Origin of the sequence: Burkholderia sp. AU19243 (genome assembly GCF_018148075.1) — a bacterium.
GTDB lineage: Bacteria > Pseudomonadota > Gammaproteobacteria > Burkholderiales > Burkholderiaceae > Burkholderia > Burkholderia latens_A.
The window spans coordinates 325778-350645 of sequence record NZ_JAGSTV010000002.1 but is presented as its reverse complement, the minus strand read 5'-3'; the positions used below and the strand labels follow the sequence as shown (position 1 = coordinate 350645).

Here is a 24868-nt window from a genome sequence, read left to right as displayed (position 1 = left end):
CGTGTCGCGCCTGCTCGCCATTTACCGGCTCGGCATCAAGGAACTCTGGAGCCTCGCGCGCGACCCGATCCTGCTCGCGCTGATCGTCTACACGTTCAGCGCGTCGATCTACGTGGCCGCCACAGCGCGCCCCGAAACGCTGCACAAGGTGCCGATCGCCGTCGTCGACGAAGACGCGTCGCCGCTGTCGGCGCGCATCGCCGCGGCCTTCTTCCCGCCGCAATTCACACCGCCGCCGATCGTCGACGCAAGCGCAGCCGATCGCGGTCTCGACAACGGCGATTACACGTTCTCGCTCGACATCCCGCCCGACCTGCAGCGCGACGTGCTCGCGGGCCGCCATGCGACGATCCAGCTCAACGTCGATGCGACACGCATGACGCAGGCGTTCACGGGCAGCGCGTATGTGCAGCAGATCGCGGCGGGCGAGATCGACGCATTCGCGCGGCGCTACCGCGGCGCGCCGTTGCCGCCGGTCGATCTCGCGATGCGCATGCGTTTCAACCCGAATCTCGACGAAGTGTGGTTCGGTGCGCTGATGGAGCTGATCAACAACGTGACGATGCTGTCGATGATCCTCACCGGCGCCGCACTGATTCGCGAGCGCGAACACGGCACGATCGAGCATCTGCTCGTGACGCCGGTCACCGCCGCCGAAATCATGCTCGCGAAGGTCTGGTCGATGGGGCTCGTCGTCACGATGGCGGCCGTCGCATCGCTGACGTGCGTCGTGGGCGGCGCGCTGCACGTGCCGATTCCCGGCTCCATCCCGCTGTTCGTGGCCGGAATGGCGCTGCACCTGTTCGCCACGACGTCGATGGGCATCTTTCTCGCGACGCTGGTGCGCAGCATGCCGCAGTTCGGGATGTTGCTCGTGCTCGTGCTGCTGCCGCTGCAACTGCTGTCCGGCGGGCTCACGCCGCGCGAGAGCATGCCGCTGGCCGTGCAGGACATCATGCTCGCCGCGCCGACCACGCATTTCGTCGAGCTCGCGCAACGCATTTTGTATCGCGGGGCCGGCGTCGATGCGGTGTGGCCGCAATTCGCGGCGCTGTTCGCGATCGGCGGCGCGCTGTTTGCGTTGTCGCTGATGCGATTCCGCAAGACGATCGGCCAGATGGCCTGAGCGGCCAATTGCGCGCGTAGCCGCAATCCGTCTGTTGATACAGATCAACCGCGCCGGCAGCCGGCGCGCGATCATCACGCCATGTCTTGCGAAAACGCAAGCTTCCGCGGTTGCGGCAACGCGGACGAACACCGGCCGCTCCACGGGAGAACGTCATGATTCGTCATTCGTACCGGACCACGCTTGCGACGCTGGGCGTGTTCATCGCACTCGCGTCGCTACTGGGCGTCGTGCATGCGATGCTGGTCGGCGCGCGCGTGCTGCCGTACGCAATCGTGACGCTGATTGCCGGATCCGCCGCCTTCGTCGCGCAGCTGAATGCGGCCGACGTCGAGCGTTCGTGATGCGCGTGCAGGCGAGCCGCACGCGAATCCCGCGGTTGCTGATTTCCGTCAAGCGCGACAGTGCCGGTCGGGGTGTAATCGACTCACTGCTCCATTGCCCCCGGTGAGGCGATCCATGAAACTGACTTTTCTCGGTGCGACCGAAACCGTGACCGGCTCGAAGTATCTGGTCGAGCACGGCAGCAGCCGCATCCTCGTCGATTGCGGCCTGTTCCAGGGCACGAAGAACCTGCGGCTGCGCAACTGGCAGCCGCTGCCCGTCGCGCCCGACACGGTGGATGCGGTCGTGCTCACGCACGCGCATATCGATCACACCGGCTATCTTCCGGTGCTCGTGCGCGACGGGTACCGCGGGCCCGTGTACTGCACGGCCGCGACGGCCGAACTCAGCGAGATCATGCTGCGCGACAGCGCGCGGCTGCAGGAAGAGGAAGCCGACTTCGCGAACCGGCACGGCTATTCGAAGCACCACCCCGCCCAACCGCTCTACACGCTGGACGACGCGCAGCGTGCGCTGCGCCTGCTGAAGCCCGTCGCGTTCGACGAATGCACGGCGCTGGGCGGCGGCATCGCGTTCCGCCTGCTGCCGGCGGGACACATCCTCGGTGCGGCGAGCGTCGTGATGCACTGGGATCACAAGGTGCTGGCTTTCTCCGGCGACCTCGGCCGCTATCGCGATCCGATCATGCAACCGCCTCGGCCGCCCGCGCATGCGGATTATCTGGTGGTCGAATCGACGTACGGCGACCGGCTGCATCCGGCGTCCGATCCCGAAAACGAGCTCGCCGCGATGTTCGACAGTACGTTCGCACGCGGCGGGGTCGTCGTGATGCCGTGCTTCACCGTCGGCCGCGCACAGGAAATCCTGCATTACATCGCACGGCTGAAGGCATCGGGCCGCATGGCGCGCGTGCCCGTCTTCCTCGACAGCCCGATGGCGACGGACGTCACCGAAATCTACCGCCACCATATCGTCGAGCATCGGCTGACCGTGTCCGAAGCGAACGCGCTCGGCCACGCGGCGACGATGATCCGGTCCGTCGAGCAGTCGAAGGCGATTGCCGAGCACCATGGCCCGATGGTCATCATCGCCGGCAGCGGCATGGCGACGGGCGGACGCGTGCTGCATCACCTGAGCCGCTATGCGCCGGACCCGCGCAACACGATCGCGCTGGTCGGCTACCAGGCCGCCGGCACGCGCGGTGCGGCGTTGGCCGCGCACGAACCGACGCTGAAGATCCACGGCGAATACGTCCGCGTCCGCGCGCAGGTCGAGTCGATCGCGACGCTGTCCGCCCATGGCGACTACGAAGAGATTCTCAAATGGCTCGGCACGATGCAGGGCGCGCCGGTGCGGACGTTCGTCACCCATGGAGAACCCGCTGCCGCCGATGCGTTGCGCCGGCGCATTTCGGAGAGCCTGCATTGGCCGTGCGAGGTGCCGACTTACGGTCAGTGCGTCGATCTGGACGAGGTCGAAGCCGCCGGTGCGCAGGAGCCTGCTGCGCTTTCCTCGTGACCGGGTCGGTCTTCCCGGCCGCCCTACCCTGCCCGCTCACGCGGCCGGCAAACCGGCGGCGTGACGGAGAATCGCCGCGCCACCGGTTCGCGTCATGCGCCGCCCGCATCCGGCCCCGACGTCAATCGACTTCGATGATCACCTTCAACGCGTGCGTTTCCGCCGCGCGCGCGAACGTGTCGTATGCGCGCTCCACCTCGTCGAGCGAGAACCGGTGCGTGACCAGACGCTTCGGATCGAGACGCCCGGCGTGCACGGTCTTCAGCAGCATCGGCGTGCTGACCGTGTCGACGAGCCGCGTCGTGATCGAGATGTTGCGGTCCCACAGCTTCTCGAGGTGCAGGTCGGCCTTGACGCCATGCACGCCCACGTTTGCAACGACCCCGCCCGGCGCCACGAGCGACGTGCACATTTCGAACGTGGCCGGAATGCCGACCGCTTCGATCGCGCAATCCACGCCGACGCCGTCCGTCAGCTTCATCACTTCCGCGAGCGGGTCGGCCGCCCGGCCGTCGAGGCAGTCAGTCGCGCCGAAGTGCCGCGCGACGTCGAGCCGGTTGCTGTCCGGATCGATCATGATGATTCGCGCCGGCGAGTAGAACTGCGCGGTCAGCAGCGCGGCCAGCCCGATCGGCCCGGCGCCGACGATCGCGACCGTGCAGCCAGGCTGCACCTTGCCGTTGAGGACGCCGCACTCGAAGCCGGTCGGCAGAATGTCGGACAGCATCACGAGCGCGTCCTCGTCCGCGCCGGCCGGAATCCGGTACAGGCTCGTCTGCGCATGCGGAATCCGCACGTATTCGGCCTGCGTGCCGTCGATCCGGTGGCCGAGAATCCAGCCGCCCGTCGTGCAATGCGAATACAGTCCGCGGCGGCAGTACTCGCAGCGCCCGCACGACGAGATACATGAAATCAGCACGCGATCGCCCGGCTTCAGCGAGTCGACCGCGGCGCCCGCCTGCTCGACGATCCCCACGCCTTCGTGGCCGAGAATGCGCCCCGGCTCGCACGTCGGCACGTCGCCCTTGAGGATGTGCAGATCGGTGCCGCAGATCGTCGTGCGCGTCACGCGGACGATCGCGTCGGTGGGCGACTGCAGCGCCGGTGCGGGCCGCTGTTCGAGCGACTTGCGCCCCGGCCCGCGGTATACGAGTGCTTTCATCGGTGTTCCTCCATTGAAAGAGTGGCGGCATCGTTCGTCGGCGCACCGGCTTGCCGCGCCCACGCGACGCACAGTGCCAGCGCGCAGGACGCGACCCGCACCGCGACGCCGTCGGCCCGACTCGTCAGCACGATCGGCACGCGCGCGCCCACGACGACACCTGCGTTCGCGGCGCCGCCCAGGTATTCGAGCTGTTTCGCGAGCATGTTGCCCGCTTCGATATCGGGCACGACGAGGATGTCGGCGCGACCGGCAACCGGCGAGTCGATCCCCTTCTCGTGCGCCGCCTGCTGCGAGATCGCGTTGTCGAACGCGAGCGGCCCGTCGACCACCGCCCCGGTGATTTGCCCGCGCTCGGCCATCTTCGCGAGCGCCGCGGCGTCGAGCGTCGAACGCATCGCCGGATTGACGGTCTCGACCGCGCACAGCACGGCCACGCGCGGGCATGCGACGCCGAGCGCATGTGCGACGTCGACGGCGTTCTGCGTGATGGCCGCCTTCTGCGCGAGGTCCGGTGCGATGTTGACGGCCGCATCGGTCAGGATGAACGGCCGCGGATACGCCGGCGATTCGATCAGGAAACAGTGCGACATCCGCTTGTCGGTGCGTACACCGGATTCCACGGCGACGACCGCGCCCATCAGTTCGTCCGTATGCAGGCTGCCCTTCATCAGCGCACCGGCGCGACCGCTCGCCGCCAGTTCGACCGCGCGGGCCGCCGCCGCATGGCTGTGCGGGACGTCCTCGATCGTCCAGCCCGCCAGATCGATGCCCGCGTCGTCCGCGATGCGCAACACCTTTGCGCGCGGCGCGACGATCAGCGGCTCGATCGACGCGCCGATCGGCGACGCGTTGATCGCGGCAAGCGCGGTGACGCTCGCCGTGTCGCACGGATGGACGACGGCCACCGTGAGCGGCGGCGCGTGGCGCGCCCGCGCGAGCAGTCCGGGCAGCGCGCCGTCCGCCGGCGGCAGCACGCCGGGCAGCCGCTCGCCGCCGGACGCATCGGGATGCAGGGAATCGTTCATGTTTCCAGTACGTAGGTGCCGGGCGCCGCGCCGAAGCCGGCGGCCGGCACGCGCGCCCGCACGTCGCCGGACGAATGCGCGTGCAGCCAGTCGCGCCAGCACGTCCACCACGAGCCGTCGACGACGGGCGTTGCGTTGACGAAATCGTGCCGGCTGCGGTATGGCGCGCCGGGCTCGCGGGTCGCGCAGCGATAGTGGCGCCCGGGATGGCCCGGCTCGGACACGATGCCGGCATTGTGGCCGCCCGACGTCAGCACGAACGTCAGCGCGTGGTGCGTGAGCAGGTGGAACGTGTAGACGGAACGCCACGGCGACACGTGATCGCGCTCGGTTCCCACCACGAACGTCGGCACGTCGATGTCGGACAGCGCGACCGGCCGACCGTCGACGCAGTAGCGCCCGGCCGCGAGATCGTTGTCGAGAAAGAGCCGCGTCAGGTATTCCGTATGCATCCGGTACGGCATGCGCGTGGTGTCCGCGTTCCACGACATCAGGTCGTTCGGTTTCGTACGCGTGCCGAGCAGGTATTCGCTCATCATCCGCGACCAGATCAGGTCGCGCGCGTTCAACAGCTGAAACGCGGCGGACATTTGCGCACCGTCGAGGTAGCCCTGCCGCCACATCAGCGCATCGAGCGCCGACAATTCGCTCGCATCGATGAAGAGCCCCAGTTCGCCGGGCTCGCTGAAATCGGTCTGGGCCGCGAGCAACGTGACCGAACGCAATGCGCCGTGTTGCCGGCCGTCGCGCGCGAGCGCCGCCGCGCCGATCGCGAGCAGCGTGCCGCCGAGGCAATAGCCGACCGCGTGGACTGCCTCGCCGCAGATCGAGCGGGCCGCGTCGAGCGCAGCCATGCAGCCGTCGCGCAGATAATCGTCGAGCCCGAGCTCGCGCGCGTCCGCGCCCGGATTGCGCCACGACACGACGAACACCGTAAAGCCGGAGTCGACCAGGAAGCGGATCATCGAATCGTGCGGCTGCAGGTCGAGGATGTAGTACTTCATGATCCACGACGGCACGATCAGGATCGGCTCGCGCGCCACGTCGGCCGTCGCCGGATCGTATTGCAGCAGCTCGCACAGCGCGTTGCGCCACACGACGCGGCCCGGCGTGATCGCCACGTCGCGGCCCGGCAGGTAGTCGCGCGCGTCGCGGGCCGGCGTGCCGCCGGCGCGATCGAGCAATGCGCTCGCGTCGTCGAGCCAGTGCCGGAACCCTGCCGCGAGGTTTGCGCCGCCGCTGCGTATCGTCGCGTCGAGCACGACCGGATTGGTCGCCAGGAAATTGCCCGGCGAGCACGCGTCGAGCCACTGTCGCGCGACGAAGCCGACCAGTTCCTGATGATGCCGTTCGACGCCCGGCACGCCGCGCGTCGCGTCGCGCCACCAGCGCTGAATCGACAGGAATCCGTCGCGATACGCGCTAAACGGCCATGCCGTCCATTCGCGCGCGGCGAAGCGTGGATCGGCGTGGCCGGCGTGCACGGCGAGACCGTCGGCGGCCGCATCGTCGGCGCCGCCTTCGTTCGGGGGCGCCGTCGGCGCCACGGCCGCAAGCCACCCCTGCGCCGCGAGTTCGAAGCATTTTCCCGGCGCGACGGCCAGATGCGCGCTCCAGTCGAGCATCGCGAGCGCGAGCGACACAGGCGACAGACCGAAGGTCATCGCGGCGACGTTCGCATGCGCGGCGCGGTTCCACCGGTCGGCGGGCGTCGTCGGGACGGGTGCGCATCCGGGCTCGCACGACGGGGGCTCGCTTGCGCCCGCCGGCTGTGCCCGCTCCGGCCTGAACGGTGCGTGCGTGACGGATGCGTTCATCTCATGTACATCCCGCCGTTCACGTCGAACTCCGCTCCGGTCGCGAAGGCGCCAGCGTCGGAACACAGGAACGCCACAAGCGCGGCGATCTCATCGGGGTCGCCGAGGCGGCCGAGCGGAATCTGCGGGAGGATCTTCGTGTCGAGCACTTCCTTCGGCACCGACTCGAGCATCGCGGTCGCGAGGTAGCCAGGCGCCACCGTGTTCACCGTCACGCCGTGGCGCGCGAGCTCGAGCGCCAGCGCCTTCGTGAAACCATGGATGCCCGCCTTCGCGGCCGCGTAGTTCGCCTGCCCGTATGCGCCGCGCGAGCCGTTCACCGAGCCGATGTTCACGATCCGCCCGAAGCCGGCTTCGATCATTCCCGGCACGAACGGCTTCGTCATGTTGAACATGCCGTCGAGATTGGTGCGCAACACTGCATCCCACATGCTCTTGGTCATCTTCACGAACGTGGCGTCGTGCGTCACTCCAGCGTTGTTCACGAGCACATCGACGCGCCCGAGCTCGGCGAGCACGCGTGCCGCGCAATGCTGGCACGAATCGTAGTCGGCGACGTCGACCTCGAACGCATGGAACGTGCGGCCCGCGTCGCGTTCGCGCGCGAGCCACGTCGCGACATGGTCATTGTGTTCCGTGTACGACACCGCCACCGTCATCCCGGCCTCATGCAGGCGCCGGGCGATCGCGGCGCCCAGGCCGCCCATGCCCCCCGTGACGAACGCGACACGCTCAGCGCACATGATCGCTCTCCCGTGCGCCGACGATGCCGTTCAGCCGCCGCGTCGAGCTCGCCGATTCGCTGCGCGGGCCGGCCGCGCCTTCGATCCCGCGCTCGAGCGCCGCCATCCAGTCGGCCCACGGCATGCTGGCTTCATTGACCGCTGCGAGCCGGCCGAGGTCGGGCAACCAGTCGGTCTGATAACGCGACAGCGCACCCGCGCCGTAGTCGCGCAGCCACGTGCGCCACGCGCCGGCGCTCTCGAATTGCGCGCGCATGCAGAGTTCGGTGGCGTCCTGCCAGATCCCGACGCTCGTGATCGCATAGTCGCGCATCACCTGCGTGGCCGCCTCGCCGAACGCGGTCCACTCGGGCGTTTCGGCCAGCGTCTGCCGCAGGCGGCGCAGCGCGTCGCGGTCGCGCTCGATGCGCCGCCCGGCGATTGCGTGCCATTCGTGCTGCCAGTCGCGGTTCAGCGCGGCCGTGCGCAATGCGAGATCGCAGCCCGCGCGCCAGGCGTCATTCGGTGTCGTCAAAGCGTACGTGCTCATCGGCTTCCCCCTTCGATCGGATCAATGGATTGGCGTCACGCGTCGTGCCGTCCGCCCCGGTTCGGCATCGCGGCCGCTTCACTGTGCGGGTATCGCGCGCGGCTGCCGTTGATCTGAGTCAAGTGCGAGGAAACCCTGCTCCGTAGACTGGATTGCACTGGCGGATCACCCGTCGATGGAGCGATTCCGATGAGCTACAAGAGCATAGTCGTGCACCTCGATACGAGCCTGCGTGCGCATTCTCGCCTCGAGTTCGCGTTGCGCGTCGCGCGCCGCTTCGGCGCCCACCTGACAGGCGTTGCCGCGATCTACACGCCGGAACCGCATTCGTTCTACGTGATGGCCGGATCCGCCGACTACTTTCGCGAGCGCCGCGACCAGCGCGACGACCGGCTTGCCGCGCTGGAACGGCTGTTTCACGCCGAGACGGCGCGCGCGAAAGTGTCGGCAACGTGGGTGCGGGTCGACGAGCGCGCGAACCTCGCGGTGCCGCGCGCTGCACGCGTTGCCGATCTCGTGATCGCCGGCCAGAGCGATCCGAACGATCCGGAGACCTATATCGACGACCAGTTTCCGGAGAACCTGGCGTTGTCCGCCGGACGCCCGGTACTGTTCGTGCCGTACGCCGGCGAATTCCCGTCGCTCGGCGAGCGCGTGTTCGTCGCGTGGGACGGAAGCCGCGAAGCGACCCGCGCCGCGCACGATGCGATTCCGTTTCTCGAACATGCGAAACGCACGACGGTTGCGGCCGTCGTCGACGGCAGGTCGGAAGCGGCGGCCACGCGTATTCCTGCCGCCGACGCCGCGTTGATGCTGGCCCGTCATGCACACGACGTGACCGTGCTCGACATCGATGCAGGCGACGGCTCGGCGATCGGCGACACGTTGTTGTCACACGCATATGAAACGGGCTCCGACCTGCTCGTGATGGGCGCCTACGGTCACCCGCGCTGGCGCGAACTGATGCTGGGCGGCGCGACCCGCACGGTGCTGGCGTCGATGACGCTGCCAGTGCTGATGTCGCACTGAGCCGGCCCGTGCGTACGCTCGCGCTGCTCGTCGTCAATGCCGGTTCGTCGAGCGTGAAGTTCGCCGTCTTCGCGTATCCGCCGCACGGCGACCCCGCGCGGCGGCCGTTGCACGAGGGCGAAGCGGTCGCCGTCGGCAACGGCGTGTCGATCCGCTTCGATGCGGAGCCGGACGCGGCGCTGCCGCTGACGGCGGGCGATCCCTACCACGCCGTGCTCACGCAGGTCGCGATGTGGATACGCGTGCGCTTGCCGCATCTCACGCTCGGCGCGATCGCGCATCGCGTGGTGCACGGCGGCGCGCGGTACGAGGACCCGGTGCTCGTCGACGCCAACGTGCTGGACGCGCTGCGCACGCTGACGCCGCTCGCGCCGCTGCATCAGCCGCACAGCCTCGATGCGATCGACACGCTGCGCGACGCATTCCCGGACGTCCCGCAAATCGCCGTGTTCGACACCGCGTTTCACCGCACGCTGCCGCGTGTCGAGCAGTTGCTGCCGTTGCCGCGTGCATGGTTCGACGACGGCGTGCGCCGCTATGGCTTCCACGGCTTGTCGTACGAATACCTCGCCGTCGCGCTCGACGAATCGTTCGGCGCGCGTGCGCACGGCCGCGTGATCGCCGCTCACCTCGGCAGCGGCGCGAGCCTGTGCGCGATGCGCGACTGCCGCAGCGTCGCGACGACCATGGGCTTCTCGGCCCTCGACGGACTGATGATGAGCACGCGCTGCGGAACGCTCGATCCTGGCGTCGTCCTGCACCTGCTCGACACGGGCAAACTGTCGAGCGCCGCGCTGGGCCACCTGCTGTATCACGAGGCGGGGCTCAAGGGCGTATCGGGAGCATCCGGCGATCCGCGCGTGCTGCTTGCGCGCGAAGCGGCAGGTGACGTGCCGGCCCGCGACGCACTGGCGCTGTTCGTTCATCGCGTCGTGCGCGAGACCGGCGCGCTGACCGCACTGCTCGGCGGTCTCGACATGCTGGTCTTCACGGCCGGCATCGGCGAACACTCGGCGCCGTTGCGCGAGCGGATCTGCGCGGCGCTCGGCTGGCTCGGCATCGAACTCGACGCGCGCGCGAATGCCGCGCACGCACACGTGGTGTCGTCCGCGTCGAGCGCGGTCGCGGTGGTCGTCGAGCCGACCAACGAAGCGTGGATCGCGGCGCGCGCCGCGGTGCGAGTGCTGCGCGGCAACGGCGCAGATTGATCCAGATCAGCGCGATCGCCGTGCGTGCGCCGATGATGATTCCATCGACATCCGTTGAAGGGAAATGCCATGTACTCGAACATTCTGGTCGCGCTCGACGGCAGCGAGACGTCGTCCCGCGCACTCGACGCCGCGCTGAATCTCGCGGCGCAGACGGGTGCGCGGCTGACGCCGGTCTACGTCGTCGACTTCATGGTGCCGGCGTACGACACCTTTGCATACGACCCGTCGATCCTGGTCGATGCATTCCGTGAAGAAGGACTGCGCGTCACCGAGGATGCGGCACGACGCCTGAAAGCGCGCGACGTGGCCGGCACGCCGCGGATCGTCGACGTCGCGCCGGTGGGCGAAGACGTCGCGCAGCGCATCGTCGCGCTCGCCGGCGAGCTCGACGCCGACCTGATCGTGATGGGCACCCACGGCCGGCGCGGTTTTCGCCGCCTGTTCCTGGGCAGCGTGGCCGAGCGCGTGCTGCGCCATGCGACGCGTCCGGTCCTGATGATTCCGGCGAGCTGCGCCGCGAACGCGCCCGTTACGACCACCGCCGCATCGACCGAAAAGGAGCCGTCATGAGCTACAAGACCCTGCTCGTCCATCTCGACGACAGCGCGCGCTGCGCGACGCGCGTCAACCTCGCGCTCGAACTCGCGGCCCGCTGGAACGCCCACCTGATCGGTCTCTATGTCGTCTGCCAGGACCTGCTCGAGCCGTTGCGGCGACCGGACGAACCGCTGAAGCTGGCCGTCTACGAGCGCTTGTCCGAGCAGCGGCGCAAGGACGCGGAACAGCGGTTCCTGGCCGCAGCCGAACGCGCCGGACGCAGCGTCGAGTGGCAGGCGCCGGCAGGCAACGCGACCGACGCCGCGGTCGTGCACGCGCGCCATGCCGATCTGCTGGTGCTTGGCCAGGAGGACCCGGACGACCGCATGACGTACGTGGCCCGCCATTTCGTCGAGGATGTCGTGATGGGCAGCGGCCGGCCGGCACTCGTCGTGCCGTATGCGGGCGAAGTGCGCACGCTTGGCGAGAACGTGTTGATCGGCTGGGACGGCGGACGCGAGGCGGCCCGCGCGATGGCCGACGCGCTGCCGTTGCTTGCCCGCGCGCGCTTCGTCAACGTCGAGACGGTCGCGCGCCGCCCACCCGATCCGGACAAGACGCCGGCGGGCGTCGACGTCGCCGCATATCTCGAACGGCACGGGGTTCGCGCATCGTTTTCGACGACGCCGCGCGACCATTCGGTCGGCGTCGGCGCGACGCTGCTGAACCGCGTGACCGACCTGCATGCGGATTTGCTCGTGATGGGGCTGTACAGTCATGCGCGCATGCACGAACGCGTGCTGGGCGGCGCGACGCGCACCGTCCTCGAAACGATGACGGTGCCGGTCCTGCTGTCCCACTGAGCGAGCGAACGGGGGCCGCCGCCCGCGGCCGCCCCGCGCTCATCGCGACGGTCACAGCATGCCGGCGCCCGGCCCCTCGCGCACGACCAGCACCGGCCGCTCCGCGATACGCACCAGCGACTCGGCGACACTGCCGAGCAGCGCACGGCGCACACCTCGACGGCCATGCGTGCCCATCACGATCAGATCCGCATCGCATTCGGCGGCCGCTCGCGCCAGCACGTCCGATATGTCCTCCCCACACGCATCGATCGTCTGCGCGCTGCCGCGCACGCCCGACAGCCGGAACGCGGTTTCGGCATCGCCAACCGCAATCGCCGCCTTGTCCGCGTCCAACCCGGACCGGTCGCGCTGGTCGATATAGCCGCTGTCGAAGTCGGCCAGGCGGGGCGCGTCCGACACGACGCACAACGCGATGACGAGACCGCCCGAACCGCAGGCGAGCGAAATCGCCTCGTCGAGCGCGAGCCGCGCTCCGCGGCTGCCGTCGAGTGCCACGAAGATCCTTTCGTACATGACGCCTCCCTGCTGTGGTTCGGGTTCGATCGATGCGTGAAACCAGTCTGATCCCGGCAGGCAGCTTCCCGTTGACGCGCGTCAAGCCCGTGCGGTGCTTTCCGTACGTATCGGTTCCGATTGGCGAACGCCGGCAGAGCGCGCACAATCAGCGCGTTATCGCAGCGCCGGCCCGGCCCGCGTTTCGTGTACCGCGTGGTGCCGGCCGCGCCCTCGCCGTCGAAATTCGTCGGGATGAACTGCAATGACCGTGAATGCGCCCCCTTCCAGGGCCGGACCGACGCCGCACCGGAGGCTGCCTGCCCGATATGCCGCGCTGGCCGCGCTCCTCACGCTCGCGCTCGGCCTGACCGCGACGTTCGCTGCATCGCGGGCGCTGCAGAACGACATGCAACGGGCGGCCCGCGCAAGGTTCGAGCAAACCGCGACGCTCGCGACCGCCGACGTGCGGCGCAGCCTTCTCGGCGCCGCGGCGTTAGTGGGCGGTGCACGCGGGTTCGCGTCGGCGCTATCGGCGCAACCGTCCGGTACCGGATGGCGCCGCTATCTCGCGAGTCTCGATCTGGACCGATTGCAGTCACCGGTCCGCAGCGTCGGGAGAATCGAGCCGAGCGCCGCAGAGGACAACCAGCCGACGCGCCAGGCGCTCGCTCGGGCGGCGCAAACCGGCAGGGTTGCCCTTGCCGCGACTGCGATCCAGGACGGCACCGGTGCGACGCTCGCCCGCACCGAGCTGACGCTGTATTTGCCGGTTTATGCGAACGCCGCGGAAGGCACGTCGTCCGAACCGGCGCACGCGACGGCGACCGGATACGTATATGCATCGCTGATTCCTGATCGACTCGTCGATCCGTCGGTGCTCGAACGGCTGCACATGGACGTCACGGCCGGCAATCCGGCGGCGCCCGTGTATTCCGGCGGCCCGCGCGGCGACGATACCGCAGACGTGCGCGACACGTTCGAACGAACCGACGGACTGACGTTCGGCGGCACCGCGCTCTCGCTCCGCTACAGCGCGCCGCGCGCCGACACGTCGCGCGTTGCGATGGCGGCCCTGCTGGGCGGCGCCGTGCTGTCGCTCGCGCTGGCCGCACTCGTGCGGCAGGTCGTCGCGAACCGGCCGCGCCCCGCCACACCCGCCGGCGACGCCCAACCCGGCGAAGCCCGGATGATGGGCATCATCCGGTCGTCGATGGAGGCCATCATCACCGTCGACGAAAACCAGACGATCGTGATCTTTAATCCGGCGGCCGAACAGGTGTTTGGCGTATCCGCGATGGACGCAGTCGGTGCGCCGCTGTCCCGCTTCATCCCCGAGCGCTTCCGTGCCGCACATGCGCGCCACGTCGAGCAATTCGGCGTCACCGGCGTATCGGAGCGCCAGATGGGGCGGCAACGCGTGCTGTTCGGACTGCGCGGCGACGGCACCGAGTTTCCGATCGAGGCATCGATCTCGCAGATTCGCGACGGCACGGGCAAGCTGTATACGGTGATGCTGCGCGACGTCACCGAGCGGGTGCGCGCGGAGAATGCGCTGAAGCAGTCGCGCGAGGAACTGCGCGAGCTCTCGGCCAACCTTCAGAACGTGCGCGAGGAGGAGAAAACGCGGATCGCGCGTGAATTGCACGACGATCTCGGCCAGCAGCTCACCGCGCTGAAGATGGACCTGGCCGCCGTCGAACTGGGGCTCGCCGGCGTCATGCCGCCGGGCACCGAGATCCGCGAACAGCTGCGCGGCATGCACCGGCTGATCGATTCCACGGTTGCGTCGGTCAGGCGCATCGCCGCGGATCTGCGGCCGGTGATGCTCGACGACCTCGGGCTCGTGCCGGCGATCGAATGGCTTGCAAACGATTTCACGCGCCGCTACAGGATCACCGTCGACCGGGACATCGGGCCCATGGATGCGGCGTTGACCAGTGCGGGCGCAACCGCGCTGTTCCGCATCGTGCAGGAGGCGCTGACCAACGTCGCGCGCCACTCGGACGCGACGAACGTGACGCTGGCCTTGAAAGCGGCGGACGGTTATTGCATGCTGCGCATCGCGGACAACGGTCACGGCGCGCCCGCGCAGGCCCGCGACGCACAGGATCGTCCATCGTTCGGGCTGATCGGCATACGCGAGCGCGCGCACATGCTCGACGGGACGGTGACGATCGACAACCGCCCGGGCGTGGGGTTCACGATCACCGTGGTGCTGCCGCTGCACGCCATCCAGCAAGGAGACGCGCTGTCATGATCAGGGTACTCATCGCCGACGACCACGCACTCGTCAGGGACGGTCTGCGGCACATCCTGCAAAACGCGAGCGGTTTCGAAGTCGTCGGAGAAGCGCAGGACAGCGCGTCGACGATCGCGCTCGTTCGCGCCAACGAAGCTCACGTGCTCGTGCTCGACCTGTCGATGCCCGGACGCAACGGCGTCGAACTGATCAAGCAGATCAAGGACGAGAAACCGGGATTGCACATCCTCGTGCTGACGATGCACGCCGAGCAGCAATATGCGGTGCGTGCGTTCCGCGCCGGGGCCTCCGGCTACATGACCAAGGAAAGCGCGAGCGCGGAACTGGTTGCGGCCCTCACGAAAATCGCGGGCGGCGGCGTCTACGTGAGCCTGACCATGGCCGAGCAGTTCGCGCAGAGCCTGAACGAACCGACCGATCTGCTGCCGCACCAGCGGCTGTCGGACCGCGAGTTCGACGTATTTCGGCGCGTGACCAGCGGCGAGTCGATTTCCGAAATCGCGCAGGCGCTGTGCGTCAGCGTCAAGACCGTCAGCACGTACAAGACACGGATCCTCGAAAAGATGCAGATGCCGAACGACACGGCGCTCGTGCGTTATGCAATGCGTCACAAGCTGTTCGACGACCCGGACGAGCTGTGACGGCGGCGGTGCCGGCGCTCGCGACAAGTCGCCGCACCTCTGTAGGAATCGCCCTACAAGACTTCCCTCTTCCCTACCGCAACTTCAATTCCGGCTGATTTTCTCGAGGCTGCGTGCCATCCATACTGCAGATCACGAAAAACAATTCAGCATGCTTCCCGGCGCAACGGCGACGGCTTCGTCGAGACCGGCATAACGGTCTACCGGCGCGTCCGGCGGGGCGTTCCCTTACACGAAGGCGGCAGAGACCAAGGCCGCCGGTACAACGGTCAGCGCGCTCCCCGCCCGACGGCGAACCGCAGCTGCCGCAACACTGGAGCCGATCATGCAGTGCAATGCCGATGTCTCGACGGCCATGCCGTCACGCCCGTTCATCCCGCTGCATCCGGTTGCCTCCACGGACCAGCCGAAGCGCGCCGCGTCGCGCTGTTCGACCTGCGCGTTGCGTACCGTCTGCATGCCGACCGAGCTTTCCGCCGACGATTTCGCGCGCGTCGATGCGATGATCTGCACGACGCGTCACGTGCGGCGCGGCGAAACGCTGTTTCGCGCGGGCGATACGTTCAACAGCATCTACGCCGTCAGGACCGGATCGTTCAAGACCATCGTGATGCACCGCGACGGCGACGAGCAGATCACGGGGTTCCAGATCGTCGGCGAATCGCTGGGCCTCGATGGCGTGCATACCGGCCACCACAATGGCGACGCGATCGCGCTCGAGGACAGCACGGTCTGCATCATCCCGTTCGGCCAGCTCGAGCAGCTGTGCCGCGAAGTGCGAACGATGCAGCATCACGTGTATCAGATGATGGGCGCCGAGATCGTCCGCGAATCGTCGCAGATGCTGCTGCTGGGCACGATGACCGCCGAGCAGCGCGTCGCCGCGTTCCTGTTGAACCTGTCGGCGCGTTTCAAGGCGCGCGGTTACTCGGCCGCCGAGTTCGTGCTGCGGATGACGCGCGACGAGATCGGCGAATATCTCGGGATGAAGCTGGAAACGGTCAGCCGCATGCTGTCGAAGTTCCAGCACAAGGGGCTCGTCGCCGCGCAGGGCAAGCAGATCCGGATCGTCGATTCGGCAGGCCTGCGCAGCATCTGACGATGGCGCGCGGCCGCCGCGGGGGTCAGCCGCGCATGCTCAGCACGGCGGCGCCCGACACGCGCCCGCCGCGCAAGTCGTCGAGCGCCCGGTTCGCATCGGTCAGCGCATAGCGCACAGCCTCGACACGCAGCGGCATCGCCGCGGCGATCCGCATGAACTCGGCCGCATCCGCACGCGTCAGGTTCGCGACCGACGCGATGCGGCGTTCGCCCCACAGCCACGCGTACGGAAACCCCGGGATGTCGGTCATGTGAATCCCGCCGCACACGACGATTCCGCCCTTGTCCAGCGCGCGCAGCGCGGCCGGCACCAGCGCACCCGCCGGCGCGAAGATCAGCGCGGCATCGACAGGCGTCGGCGGCGTTTCATCGCTGCCGCCCGCCCATGCCGCGCCCAGCGACAGCGCGAGTTGCTGCGCTGCGACGTCGCCGGGCTTCGTCAGCGCAAACACGTCGCGCCCTTCGCGATGCGCGACCTGCGCGACCAGATGCGCAGCCGCCCCGAAGCCGTAGATGCCGATGCGGCGCGCATCGCCCGCCATGCGCAGGGTTCGATAGCCGATCAGCCCGGCGCACAGCAGCGGCGCGGCCTCCAGATCGGAATAGCGCTGCGGCAGGTGCACGCAATACCGATGGTCGGCGACGGTGCACTCGGCATAGCCTCCGTCGATCGTGTAGCCGGTGAAGCCGGGGCTGTCGCACAGATTCTCGCGGCCGGACCGGCAATACGCGCAATGTCCGCACGTCGAGCCAAGCCATGGAACGCCCACGCGATCGCCGGCCGCGAAGCCCGTCACGCCTTCACCGACCCGGCGCACCGTTCCGACGATCTCGTGCCCGGGAATCAGCGGCCGCTTCGGATGCGCGAGTTCGCCGTCGACGACGTGGAGATCGGTCCGGCATACGCCGCACGCATGCACGTCGATCAGTAGCTGACCCGCCGCAGGGGACGGGTCCGGCACTTGCGTTGCGCGCAACGTCGGTGTCGTGCCGTCGAACATCATCGCAAGCATGCTTGCCTCCCCGTGCGATCGTCTTCGCAAGCTTCGTCAAGGTTAGTCGCAGCACGCCGGCGCGTGCACCGCCCGCCAAACAGGCGCTTGATGTGGGTCAACGGCCGCCGCACGGTTGCTGACACGATGAAGGGGCTTGATGCCGCCAGTGCGGCGCCCCTGGAGACGATCAAATGATAGCCGTTCCCCCGCTTGCCGCCAGCGCCGATCGCGACCGGCTCCTGAGGTCGCTGCTGAGCTATGCGGTGCTGGCTCCATCGAGCCACAATTCGCAGCCGTGGCGATTCGTCGTCGACGGCGCCACGATCTCGGTCTTCGCCGACCGCGTTCGCGCGTTGCCCGTGGTCGACCCGTACGACCGCGAGCTGATCATCAGTTGCGGCGCGGCGTTGCTCAATCTGCGCGTGGCGCTCGATCACGCCGGGCTCGCGTACACGATCAGCACGTTTCCTTCGGAGGTCGACCCCGACCTGCTTGCGCTGGTCCGGGTCTGCGACGACGGCTATTCCGATGCCGCCCTCGGCGCGTTGTTCGATGCGATCGCGGAACGGGTCACGACGCGCGCGCCATTCGAAGCGACGGCCGTACCCGACGACGTCCAGCGGGATCTGATTGCCGCCGGCGTCGCGGAAGGCGCCGACATCGGGTGTGTCGACTCGATCGCGCACCGCGCGCGCGTCGCCGAGCTGGTCGCGCAGGCCGATCGTCAGCAGTTCGCGGATCCGCGTTTCCGGCGCGAGCTCGCGAGCTGGATCGATCCGCGCCGGCGCGACGACGGCATGCCGGCATTTGCGGCCGGCGTGCCCGCGTTGCTGGACTTCTCGGCGCCGATCGTCACGACGGCGGTGCGAACCTTCGATCTCGGCAACGGGCTGGCCGCGCTGCATCATCAGCTCGTCGGCGCGTCGCCGTTGATCGTTTGCATCGCGACGGTGCGCGACGATCGCGAAGCATGGCTCGCCGCCGGCCAGGCGCTCGAGCGGATCCTGCTCGTCGCCGCGCGCGCGGGCTATACCGCGTCGTATCTGAACCAGCCGATCGAGACGGCCGGGTTGCGTGCGCACCTGTGCCACATGCTCGGGCTGCGCGGCGAACCGCAGTTGCTGCTGCGCGTCGGACGCGGCCCGCATACGCCGCATTCGCGTCGGCGCCCGCTCGATGAAGTGGTCTCCTTCTCCTGATTCCGATCCGCACGAGGATATCGCCATGACAATCATGCGCCGCGCCGCCCTTTGCGCGATTGCCGCGACAGCACGCATCGCCGCCGCGCAGGCGCCCGCGCCCGAGCCGACCGAACTCGTCGACGCGCAGCACTGCATGTTCTGCCATACCCAGGACATGACGTTCCTCGGACCGTCGTTCCACGACATCGCCGCGCGCTATCGCGGCGATCCGGACGCGCCTGCGGCACTGGAGCGCAAGCTGCGCATCGGCGGCCCCGCGCATTGGGGCGACACGCCGATGCCGCCCGCGCTCGAGCGTGGTGGCCCGTTGTCAGCGCAAGAAGCGCATCGGCTCGTCCGGTGGGTGTTGAGCCAGTAACCGGCACGCGTTGCTTCCGCACATGTCGACCACGATCAAACCGGCGCCTGCCGGCAACGCGAAGCGCACGAGCGGCATCCGGCGCATCGGAAGGCGCACGCGACGCGTCGCCACGCGTGTGAATCGCCGCGCAGTCGACGACGACGCGGCGACGCTGCAGCGCGCGAGCATGCGCGGCATCCGGCTGCAGCTTGACTACTGGAAAGCCGAGGAGCGGCTGCAGACCGAACGCATCGGCCATGCGGTCGTGATCTACGGCAGCACGCGCGTCGTTGCGCCCGCGGTCGCGAACGCGCGCCTGGATGAAGCGAACCGTCTGCTCGCCGAACGCCCGCACGACGCGAGCCGGCGTCGCGCCGTCACGATCGCCAGCCGGCTCGTCGAGCACAGCGTGTACTACCGGGTAGCGCGCGAATTCGGACGCATCGTCGCGCATGCGGACCGGTGCACGCGCAACGCGCGGCTCGCGATCGTGACCGGCGGCGGCCCCGGCATCATGGAGGCGGCCAATCGCGGCGCGTACGAGCGCGGCGCACCCAGCATCGGATTCAATATCGAACTGCCGCGGGAGCAGGCGCCGAATCCGTACATCACGCCGGCGCTGTGCTTCCGGTTCCACTATTTCGCGATCCGCAAGCTGCACTTGCTGGAGCGCGCGAAGGCGGCGGTGTTCTTTCCGGGCGGATACGGCACGTGCGACGAGCTGTTCGAGGTGCTGACGCTGCTGCAGACGCGAAAGATCGCGCCGCTGCCGGTGATCCTCGTCGGCGAGGCATACTGGCGCCGTGCGCTCGATCTCGCGTTTCTCGCGGACGAAGGAATGATCGATCGCCGCGACCTGGAACTGTTCACGTATTGCGAATCCGCCGTCCAAATCTGGCAAGCGATCGGAAGCTGGTATGCGCGGCGCCGGGAACGCGGGCCGGCGCGCTGCCGTGCATCCGCAAAGCCGCGCACGGTGTAGGAATCCGCCGACGGCACGCTCGCGATTCCTACCTCGACTTCGGGGCCGGCTGATTGAAACGCCGGCCCGCGCCGACGATACTGAAATCACGGATTCCGGCCGCCCGGCCCCGATCGCAATACAACGAGGACACACGCCATGTCATACGTCGACTATCGTTCCGACCCGGGGATGCCTGCGGCCACGTCGGACACCACCCTGCTCGACACCGTGGCCCTCGTCGCACTCGCGCGGGATGCCGGCATGCTGGTGACGCTGGACGCGCAGATCGGACGCGAGCGGTACGAAAGCGTGACCGGATCGATCGCCACGCTCGCACGCTTCGCGCAGGCGCTGCAACTCGCAACGGCGCTGGCGAGATCGTAAGGCGGGCGCGACGCACGCCGCCGTTGCGGATCGCAATTCACACGGTAAACGTGTTCGACTTCTTCATCTCGACCCACGTCATCCCGATGCGGAGCGCGTCGAGGGCGGCGTCGCGCTCGGTCGCATGCACGGTGCTTCGACAGAACGTTCGATCGCAGACGGCGCCCGGCGATTCAAGCACGACGTGAATGCGGCTGCGGAAGCCGCCCGTTTCGGCCGCGGCCGTTTCGATCGCGACCGACCAGTCCGTATCGTGAAGCTCTCCTGACACTGTCATCCGACTGTCCTCCCGGATCGCGGCGGGCCGCACATCCGCCATCCATCCGCCTTACTCGACCACCAGATCGTCGACGACGGCGCGCACGCCGCGCGCCGACCACGCAGCGCCGCGCACGGCCTTGCGTTCGGAAAACGAGCCGACCTTGCCGGATAGCCGCACGGTGCCGTCGTGCACGTCGATCGCGATGTGCCTGGCCTCGCGCTCCGCGTGGCGCATGATCGCACGCTTGATGCTGGCGCCGATGTCGTCGGAACCGAGCGTCCCCTGCACCGCGATGTGGTCGGTCACGCCTGTCACGCTACGCATCTGCGAGATCGCGCGCACGGCGAGATGGCTCTGGTATGCCCAGTCGACCTTGCCCGACAACGTGATCCAGCCGCGCTCCACCTGCACCTTGACCGCGTCGTCGTCCAGGCCGGACGTCCAGTGCAGCACGGAACGCACCGCCGTCGCGATGTCCTCGTCGGTGCGGACGTCGTCGTCCGGCAGATGCACGGTCATGTCGACGACGACCGCCCTGACGCCCCCGACACGGTTCGCCGCGCGCTCGATCGCGAGCTTTTCCGCATAGCTCGGCGGGTGCCCCGAGAGCGTCACGATCCGGTCGGCGACTTCGACGCCGATGCGGGTTGCATCGATCGCCGGGTCGGACTCGAGTTCATCCTGGACGTCCTGCTTCAACTGCTTGTCGGTTTTCATCGTCTGCTCTCCTGTGAGCCTCGGTACGCGTGTCCGCCGCATACGGCCAGCTTTGCACGGCCGCGTCCCGCGACCGCTGACGCAGGTCAACGGATGCCATTGCACCGCACCGTGCGGCACGACGCTGCAGCGCTTGCCTGACGGCGGCCCTGACGATGCGCCGCGACCGCTGCGACACCATCAATGGAACGGCGCGCGAATCGTGCCGCGCGCCGGAATCCGGCCGACGGGCACGCGTGCGCGCGTCGCGCAATGCCCGCCGTGCGGTCAGCTGATCGGGAGCTTCTTCTGCCCGACCGGCGCCTTCTTCGGCAACGTCAGCGACAGCACGCCGTCCACATACGCGGCCGTCGCATTCGTATCGTCGATTTCGCCGGACAGCGAGAACGAACGGCTGATCGCGCCGCTGTAGCGCTCGCGCCGGATCACGCGCTCGCCGTCCTTCCGTTCGTTGCTGCGTTCGACCTTCGCGTTGATCGAAACCGTATTCCCGGCCACCTGTACGTCGATGTCGTCCTTCGCGACGCCGGGCAGTTCAGCTTTGACCGTATACGCGTTGTCGTTCTCGGTGACGTCGATCTTCATCGACGCAAGATCCGGCTCGTCGGCGAGCGTCATGCCGCGCAGCGGCCTGAACAGCCCCTGAAACAGGTCAGACACGGGCTCGATCGAAAACGGATCGTAACGCGACAAGTTGCTCATGGTTCGCACTCCTTCGACAATTGACGTGCGGCCTGCACCGTCGTCCCGGCAGCATCGCCGCGATGAAGAACGCGTCGCGCGGCACGACCGGCCGCGCGCCGGACGATTGATCGTTCAGGCATCAGCGTACGCGCCTGGTCCTGCACCTGCTTGACGCGTGTCAAATGACGACGGCGCTCACGCGCAGAACCGGAAATAGCCGCTGTGCAGCACGATCGGCCGCCCGCCGACTTTCTCGAGCAGGCAGCGTGCGGCCTGTTCGATGGCGGCACGATGATGCGCAAACGCATCGACCAGATCCTGCTCGCGCGACGACATCGCGCGGAAGTGATCTTCCAGCGCTTCGGCGGTGATCGCGCATCGCACGCGACGCCCGTCGACGAGCGCCGGAAAACTCAGTGCGGGATCGAAGCCGCGATAGGTGGGCGGCTCGAACGGAAACGATATTTGCATGATGGTGACCTGGACTCGAAGTCGATCGGCCGCGCGCGACAACCCGCTCGGCGCACGGCGCGTGTTGCCCGGTATCCCGCGCGATCCTCGCGTGGACGGCGCGATCAGGCCGCCACGGTCGCGGGTGCGGAGCCTTCGTCTCGCACGAGCAGTACCGGGCACGCGGATTCGCGCAAATAGCGTTCGGCCACGCTGCCGAGGAGCATGCGCCGAACGCCGCGCCGGCCGTGTGTACCGGTCACGGCGAGATCGATCGAACGATCGTCGACATAGCGCCGCAGCCGCTCCACCACGTCCTCGCCGATCCGGGTTTCGACGAGCTCGGTCTCGCCGTTCACGCCGGCTTGCGAGATCGCCCGGTCAGCGCCGCGCAGGATCGTCTTGCCGTGGTGCCGGATCTGTTCGAGCAGCGCGTCCGGCTCCATGCGTCCGCCGTAAGCAAAGAGGATGGATTTGTCGACGACGAACACCGCGAATAGCCGCGCGCGACACGCTCGGGCCATTTTCAGCCCTTCGTCGAGCGCCTTCAGCGACGAAGGGCTGCCGTCTACTGCAACCATGATGTTCGTGTACATACCGACCTCACTCGATGACCGGACGCGCCGGCGGCGTTCGAATATGCTTCCATCATCGGTGCTGGCGACGCGTCGTCGTTGACCGGCGTCAACGCCGATGCATCGGCATGCGATAGCCTCGAGATCGAACAACGACTACCGCGCTAGCCGCGCGCCCGGCGCCCGCTGCGTCACGTGCAGCGCCGGCACGCGGCATCGACGCGTGACGCCGCGCGCATCCATCGACCAGCATGCCAACCGCCCGACATCTGCCATTCGCGCTCGGCCGCGCCAACGCACGCCGACAGGCCATTCAATTCGATCGTGCGTTGCGCCGGCCCGCGACCTACCGTCATCCCGCCGGACGCATCCGGCGGATCGAAACCCATCTCTCCGTCGTTTACCTGGCCGGCCGCTATGCGTACAAGCGCATCAAGCCCGTGCGCTTCCCGTTCGCCGATCTCGTGCGGCCCGCGCAGCGGCGCCGGTGCGCGCTCGCCGAGTGCACGTTCAACCGGCCGTTCGCCGGCCCGCTGTACCTCGGCGTCTGGCCGCTCGTCGCACGCGGGCGCCGGTGCGGGTTCGACGCACCGCTGCGCATCGACGCGCAGCGTCGGCGGCACGCGGCGCCGGGCGAGTACGTGGTCCGCATGCGGCGGTTCGATGCGCATGCGATGCTGTCGGCGCGCAGTGCGTCGCGCGACGACGGCCTCGCGGATGCGGACGCGCTCGCCGACACGCTGGCCCGCCATCACCTGCACGCATCGCGCCGGGCGCCGAGCGCTCGTCACGGCAGCTGCGCGCGCGTCGTTGCGCAATGCCTGCCGTTGCGCGACGCACTCGACGTCGCGGTGCCCGACGAAGCCGCGTTGCGGGCGTGGTACGAAGCCGAATTGACCCGGATCGCGCCGCTGCTCGCCGAACGGCACGCGCATGGCTTTGTGCGCGCGTGTCACGGCGACCTGCATCTCGACAACATCGTCCGGTGGCGCAACCGGATCCTGATGTTCGACTGCATCGAATTCGACGATGCGCTGCGCTGGATCGATGTCGCGAGCGATCTCGCGTTCGCGATGATGGATTTTTCGGCGCGCGGCCGGGTGGATTGCGCGCAGCGCCTCCTTTCCGGCTGGCTGGCCCGCACCGGAGACCACGCGGCGCTGGGCGTGCTGCCGTGCTACTTCGTCTACCGTGCGCTGGTGCGCGCGCTGGTCGCGCGGTTGCGCGGCGACGACGCCGCGCGCAACCGCTATCTGCGCGCTGCGTCGGCGATGGCCGACACGCGACGCAATGCGCGGCCGGTGTTGCTGCTGTGTCACGGGGTGTCCGGGTCGGGCAAATCGCAGGCCAGCCGGGCGCTGGCCGCGCGGCTCGGCGCAATCCGGTTATCCAGCGACATCGCCCGCAAGCGTGCGGCCGGCGCCGCGGATGCGACCCGTCTGCCCGAACGCGCCTATTCGGACCAGGCGATGGACGCGATCTACGCGCGACTGCTGGCGGACGCCGCCGTAGTCCTCGATTGCGGCTACGCCGCGATCGTCGATGCGACGTTCCTCAGCGAGCACAATCGGGCTGCGTTCATGTCGCTCGCCGCGCGGCGCGGCGTGCCGGTCGCGATTCTCGACTTTACCGCGAGCCGCGCAACGCTCGCCGCGCGTGTCGCCGCCCGCGCGGCACACGGACGCGATGCGTCCGATGCGGACACCGCCGTGCTGGCGCGGCAGCTCGAGCATGCCGCCCCGCTGACCGAAGCCGAAGCGGCGATCGCGATCCGGTTCGACACCGATTGCGATCCCGCCGCGTATGAAAGCGCCGCGTTCTGGACGCCATTGCTCGCCGCGCTGCGCATGTGAACGCGCGGCGGCGGCCGGCCGCGCGGCCATTCGT

27 protein-coding genes are annotated in these 24868 nt (G+C 68.5%); 15 read left to right on the top strand and 12 right to left on the bottom strand.

Annotated elements, in window-relative coordinates; translation table 11 throughout:
- Position 1: 1 nt before the first annotated feature.
- From KDW55_RS04975 to KDW55_RS04965, 3 genes are all read left to right on the top strand, one after another.
- Positions 2 to 1126 carry an ABC transporter permease gene (locus KDW55_RS04975; RefSeq protein ID WP_212160126.1) on the top strand — a complete coding sequence of 375 codons (1125 nt, stop codon included), beginning with the start codon at positions 2 to 4 and terminating at the stop codon, positions 1124 to 1126.
- Between the two features lie 155 nt (positions 1127 to 1281).
- Positions 1282 to 1470: a DUF2964 family protein gene (locus KDW55_RS04970; protein WP_040139821.1), complete on the top strand. Its 189-nt coding sequence runs from the start codon at positions 1282 to 1284 to the stop codon at positions 1468 to 1470.
- 115 nt (positions 1471 to 1585) lie between these two features.
- Entirely contained in the window at positions 1586 to 2989 is a 1404-nt protein-coding gene (locus KDW55_RS04965) for an MBL fold metallo-hydrolase (protein ID WP_069242982.1), read from the top strand.
- Positions 2990 to 3110: 121 nt separating this feature from the next.
- Here the strand turns inward: KDW55_RS04965 and KDW55_RS04960 are convergent, their stop codons facing one another.
- The 5 genes from KDW55_RS04960 to KDW55_RS04940 are packed head-to-tail and all read right to left on the bottom strand — an operon-like array spanning position 3111 to position 8268.
- On the bottom strand, positions 3111 to 4151 hold the full coding sequence (locus tag KDW55_RS04960; protein WP_040139823.1) for a zinc-dependent alcohol dehydrogenase family protein: 1041 nt from the start codon (positions 4149 to 4151) through the stop codon (positions 3111 to 3113).
- Positions 4148 to 5179 (bottom strand): bifunctional enoyl-CoA hydratase/phosphate acetyltransferase, encoded by a 1032-nt coding sequence (locus tag KDW55_RS04955; protein ID WP_212160065.1) that lies wholly within the window; start codon positions 5177 to 5179, stop codon positions 4148 to 4150. The genes KDW55_RS04960 and KDW55_RS04955 overlap by 4 nt, the downstream gene beginning before the upstream one ends.
- Positions 5176 to 6996, bottom strand: a complete 1821-nt coding sequence (locus KDW55_RS04950; protein WP_212160066.1) for an alpha/beta fold hydrolase — start codon at positions 6994 to 6996, stop codon at positions 5176 to 5178. Before KDW55_RS04950 ends, KDW55_RS04955 begins: the two co-directional genes overlap by 4 nt.
- Entirely contained in the window at positions 6993 to 7739 is a 747-nt protein-coding gene (locus KDW55_RS04945; RefSeq protein WP_040139826.1) for a beta-ketoacyl-ACP reductase, read from the bottom strand. The genes KDW55_RS04950 and KDW55_RS04945 overlap by 4 nt, the downstream gene beginning before the upstream one ends.
- Positions 7729 to 8268, bottom strand: a complete 540-nt coding sequence (locus tag KDW55_RS04940) for a hypothetical protein (RefSeq protein WP_209822615.1) — start codon at positions 8266 to 8268, stop codon at positions 7729 to 7731. Before KDW55_RS04940 ends, KDW55_RS04945 begins: the two co-directional genes overlap by 11 nt.
- Positions 8269 to 8457: 189 nt before the next feature.
- Here KDW55_RS04940 and KDW55_RS04935 point away from each other — a divergent pair, with 189 nt between their 5' ends.
- The 4 genes from KDW55_RS04935 to KDW55_RS04920 all read left to right on the top strand — a co-directional run bounded on the left by KDW55_RS04935 (position 8458) and on the right by KDW55_RS04920 (position 11908).
- Positions 8458 to 9297: a universal stress protein gene (locus KDW55_RS04935; RefSeq protein WP_059546928.1), complete on the top strand. Its 840-nt coding sequence runs from the start codon at positions 8458 to 8460 to the stop codon at positions 9295 to 9297.
- Between the two features lie 8 nt (positions 9298 to 9305).
- A complete protein-coding gene (locus KDW55_RS04930; RefSeq protein WP_209822616.1) occupies positions 9306 to 10505 on the top strand; it encodes an acetate/propionate family kinase in 1200 nt (399 codons plus the stop codon).
- 69 nt (positions 10506 to 10574) lie between these two features.
- Positions 10575 to 11078, top strand: a complete 504-nt coding sequence (locus tag KDW55_RS04925) for a universal stress protein (RefSeq protein WP_040139830.1) — start codon at positions 10575 to 10577, stop codon at positions 11076 to 11078.
- Positions 11075 to 11908 carry a universal stress protein gene (locus tag KDW55_RS04920; RefSeq protein ID WP_209825531.1) on the top strand — a complete coding sequence of 278 codons (834 nt, stop codon included), beginning with the start codon at positions 11075 to 11077 and terminating at the stop codon, positions 11906 to 11908. Before KDW55_RS04925 ends, KDW55_RS04920 begins: the two co-directional genes overlap by 4 nt.
- A gap of 51 nt (positions 11909 to 11959) precedes the next feature.
- On the opposite strand, the gene KDW55_RS04915 is transcribed toward KDW55_RS04920, so the two are convergent.
- Positions 11960 to 12424: a universal stress protein gene (locus KDW55_RS04915; protein WP_212160068.1), complete on the bottom strand. Its 465-nt coding sequence runs from the start codon at positions 12422 to 12424 to the stop codon at positions 11960 to 11962.
- A 244-nt stretch (positions 12425 to 12668) separates the two neighbouring features.
- Between KDW55_RS04915 and KDW55_RS04910 the strand changes: the two genes are divergently transcribed.
- From KDW55_RS04910 to fnr, 3 genes are all read left to right on the top strand, one after another.
- Positions 12669 to 14663 carry a PAS domain S-box protein gene (locus tag KDW55_RS04910; RefSeq protein WP_212160069.1) on the top strand — a complete coding sequence of 665 codons (1995 nt, stop codon included), beginning with the start codon at positions 12669 to 12671 and terminating at the stop codon, positions 14661 to 14663.
- On the top strand, positions 14660 to 15307 hold the full coding sequence (locus KDW55_RS04905) for a response regulator transcription factor (protein ID WP_040139834.1): 648 nt from the start codon (positions 14660 to 14662) through the stop codon (positions 15305 to 15307). Before KDW55_RS04910 ends, KDW55_RS04905 begins: the two co-directional genes overlap by 4 nt.
- A 325-nt stretch (positions 15308 to 15632) precedes the next feature.
- The gene (gene fnr, locus KDW55_RS04900; RefSeq protein WP_212160071.1) at positions 15633 to 16406 is read left to right on the top strand and encodes a fumarate/nitrate reduction transcriptional regulator Fnr; all 774 of its coding nucleotides are present in this window, start codon (positions 15633 to 15635) and stop codon (positions 16404 to 16406) included.
- A 25-nt stretch (positions 16407 to 16431) separates the two neighbouring features.
- Here fnr and KDW55_RS04895 read toward each other — a convergent pair whose 3' ends face one another.
- Positions 16432 to 17421 carry a zinc-dependent alcohol dehydrogenase family protein gene (locus KDW55_RS04895; RefSeq protein ID WP_209825529.1) on the bottom strand — a complete coding sequence of 330 codons (990 nt, stop codon included), beginning with the start codon at positions 17419 to 17421 and terminating at the stop codon, positions 16432 to 16434.
- 173 nt (positions 17422 to 17594) lie between these two features.
- Here KDW55_RS04895 and KDW55_RS04890 point away from each other — a divergent pair, with 173 nt between their 5' ends.
- The 4 genes from KDW55_RS04890 (at position 17595) to KDW55_RS04875 (ending at position 20293) form a co-directional block, all read left to right on the top strand.
- Positions 17595 to 18602, top strand: a complete 1008-nt coding sequence (locus tag KDW55_RS04890; RefSeq protein ID WP_059546937.1) for a nitroreductase family protein — start codon at positions 17595 to 17597, stop codon at positions 18600 to 18602.
- Between the two features lie 25 nt (positions 18603 to 18627).
- Positions 18628 to 18963, top strand: coding sequence for a c-type cytochrome (locus tag KDW55_RS04885; RefSeq protein WP_069242991.1), 336 nt, complete (start codon positions 18628 to 18630; stop codon positions 18961 to 18963).
- 22 nt (positions 18964 to 18985) lie between these two features.
- Positions 18986 to 19927 carry an LOG family protein gene (locus tag KDW55_RS04880; protein WP_209822621.1) on the top strand — a complete coding sequence of 314 codons (942 nt, stop codon included), beginning with the start codon at positions 18986 to 18988 and terminating at the stop codon, positions 19925 to 19927.
- Positions 19928 to 20098: 171 nt separating this feature from the next.
- Positions 20099 to 20293: a hypothetical protein gene (locus KDW55_RS04875; protein ID WP_226208967.1), complete on the top strand. Its 195-nt coding sequence runs from the start codon at positions 20099 to 20101 to the stop codon at positions 20291 to 20293.
- 37 nt (positions 20294 to 20330) lie between these two features.
- Here the strand turns inward: KDW55_RS04875 and KDW55_RS04870 are convergent, their stop codons facing one another.
- The 5 genes from KDW55_RS04870 to KDW55_RS04850 all read right to left on the bottom strand — a co-directional run bounded on the left by KDW55_RS04870 (position 20331) and on the right by KDW55_RS04850 (position 23002).
- The gene (locus KDW55_RS04870; RefSeq protein WP_040139840.1) at positions 20331 to 20570 is read right to left on the bottom strand and encodes a hypothetical protein; all 240 of its coding nucleotides are present in this window, start codon (positions 20568 to 20570) and stop codon (positions 20331 to 20333) included.
- Positions 20571 to 20621: 51 nt separating this feature from the next.
- Positions 20622 to 21272: a BON domain-containing protein gene (locus KDW55_RS04865; protein WP_209822622.1), complete on the bottom strand. Its 651-nt coding sequence runs from the start codon at positions 21270 to 21272 to the stop codon at positions 20622 to 20624.
- Between the two features lie 267 nt (positions 21273 to 21539).
- Positions 21540 to 21974, bottom strand: a complete 435-nt coding sequence (locus tag KDW55_RS04860; RefSeq protein WP_040139842.1) for an Hsp20/alpha crystallin family protein — start codon at positions 21972 to 21974, stop codon at positions 21540 to 21542.
- Between the two features lie 177 nt (positions 21975 to 22151).
- Positions 22152 to 22427 (bottom strand): DUF1488 domain-containing protein, encoded by a 276-nt coding sequence (locus tag KDW55_RS04855; RefSeq protein ID WP_209822623.1) that lies wholly within the window; start codon positions 22425 to 22427, stop codon positions 22152 to 22154.
- A 104-nt stretch (positions 22428 to 22531) separates the two neighbouring features.
- Positions 22532 to 23002 (bottom strand): universal stress protein, encoded by a 471-nt coding sequence (locus KDW55_RS04850; RefSeq protein ID WP_209822785.1) that lies wholly within the window; start codon positions 23000 to 23002, stop codon positions 22532 to 22534.
- Positions 23003 to 23232: 230 nt separating this feature from the next.
- Here KDW55_RS04850 and KDW55_RS04845 point away from each other — a divergent pair, with 230 nt between their 5' ends.
- Positions 23233 to 24834 (top strand): bifunctional aminoglycoside phosphotransferase/ATP-binding protein, encoded by a 1602-nt coding sequence (locus tag KDW55_RS04845; RefSeq protein WP_209822624.1) that lies wholly within the window; start codon positions 23233 to 23235, stop codon positions 24832 to 24834.
- Positions 24835 to 24868: the final 34 nt, after the last annotated feature.

Bases quoted from the DNA above. Each gene is read 5' to 3' on its own strand.
- KDW55_RS04855 (WP_209822623.1), bottom strand. From the start codon at position 22,427: ATGCAAATATCGTTTCCGTTCGAGCCGCCCACCTATCGCGGCTTCGAT.
- KDW55_RS04965 (WP_069242982.1), top strand. From the start codon at position 1,586: ATGAAACTGACTTTTCTCGGTGCGACCGAAACCGTGACCGGCTCGAAG.
- KDW55_RS04960 (WP_040139823.1), bottom strand. From the start codon at position 4,151: ATGAAAGCACTCGTATACCGCGGGCCGGGGCGCAAGTCGCTCGAACAG.
- KDW55_RS04875 (WP_226208967.1), top strand. From the start codon at position 20,099: ATGCCTGCGGCCACGTCGGACACCACCCTGCTCGACACCGTGGCCCTC.
- KDW55_RS04950 (WP_212160066.1), bottom strand. From the start codon at position 6,996: ATGAACGCATCCGTCACGCACGCACCGTTCAGGCCGGAGCGGGCACAG.
- KDW55_RS04935 (WP_059546928.1), top strand. From the start codon at position 8,458: ATGAGCTACAAGAGCATAGTCGTGCACCTCGATACGAGCCTGCGTGCG.
- KDW55_RS04920 (WP_209825531.1), top strand. From the start codon at position 11,075: ATGAGCTACAAGACCCTGCTCGTCCATCTCGACGACAGCGCGCGCTGC.
- KDW55_RS04845 (WP_209822624.1), top strand. From the start codon at position 23,233: ATGCCAACCGCCCGACATCTGCCATTCGCGCTCGGCCGCGCCAACGCA.
- KDW55_RS04885 (WP_069242991.1), top strand. From the start codon at position 18,628: ATGACAATCATGCGCCGCGCCGCCCTTTGCGCGATTGCCGCGACAGCA.
- KDW55_RS04895 (WP_209825529.1), bottom strand. From the start codon at position 17,421: ATGCTTGCGATGATGTTCGACGGCACGACACCGACGTTGCGCGCAACG.
- KDW55_RS04860 (WP_040139842.1), bottom strand. From the start codon at position 21,974: ATGAGCAACTTGTCGCGTTACGATCCGTTTTCGATCGAGCCCGTGTCT.
- KDW55_RS04955 (WP_212160065.1), bottom strand. From the start codon at position 5,179: ATGAACGATTCCCTGCATCCCGATGCGTCCGGCGGCGAGCGGCTGCCC.
- KDW55_RS04925 (WP_040139830.1), top strand. From the start codon at position 10,575: ATGTACTCGAACATTCTGGTCGCGCTCGACGGCAGCGAGACGTCGTCC.
- KDW55_RS04915 (WP_212160068.1), bottom strand. From the start codon at position 12,424: ATGTACGAAAGGATCTTCGTGGCACTCGACGGCAGCCGCGGAGCGCGG.
- KDW55_RS04865 (WP_209822622.1), bottom strand. From the start codon at position 21,272: ATGAAAACCGACAAGCAGTTGAAGCAGGACGTCCAGGATGAACTCGAG.
- KDW55_RS04945 (WP_040139826.1), bottom strand. From the start codon at position 7,739: ATGTGCGCTGAGCGTGTCGCGTTCGTCACGGGGGGCATGGGCGGCCTG.
- KDW55_RS04940 (WP_209822615.1), bottom strand. From the start codon at position 8,268: ATGAGCACGTACGCTTTGACGACACCGAATGACGCCTGGCGCGCGGGC.
- KDW55_RS04905 (WP_040139834.1), top strand. From the start codon at position 14,660: ATGATCAGGGTACTCATCGCCGACGACCACGCACTCGTCAGGGACGGT.
- KDW55_RS04890 (WP_059546937.1), top strand. From the start codon at position 17,595: ATGATAGCCGTTCCCCCGCTTGCCGCCAGCGCCGATCGCGACCGGCTC.
- KDW55_RS04910 (WP_212160069.1), top strand. From the start codon at position 12,669: ATGACCGTGAATGCGCCCCCTTCCAGGGCCGGACCGACGCCGCACCGG.
- KDW55_RS04880 (WP_209822621.1), top strand. From the start codon at position 18,986: ATGTCGACCACGATCAAACCGGCGCCTGCCGGCAACGCGAAGCGCACG.
- KDW55_RS04850 (WP_209822785.1), bottom strand. From the start codon at position 23,002: ATGTACACGAACATCATGGTTGCAGTAGACGGCAGCCCTTCGTCGCTG.
- fnr (WP_212160071.1), top strand. From the start codon at position 15,633: ATGCAGTGCAATGCCGATGTCTCGACGGCCATGCCGTCACGCCCGTTC.
- KDW55_RS04970 (WP_040139821.1), top strand. From the start codon at position 1,282: ATGATTCGTCATTCGTACCGGACCACGCTTGCGACGCTGGGCGTGTTC.
- KDW55_RS04870 (WP_040139840.1), bottom strand. From the start codon at position 20,570: ATGACAGTGTCAGGAGAGCTTCACGATACGGACTGGTCGGTCGCGATC.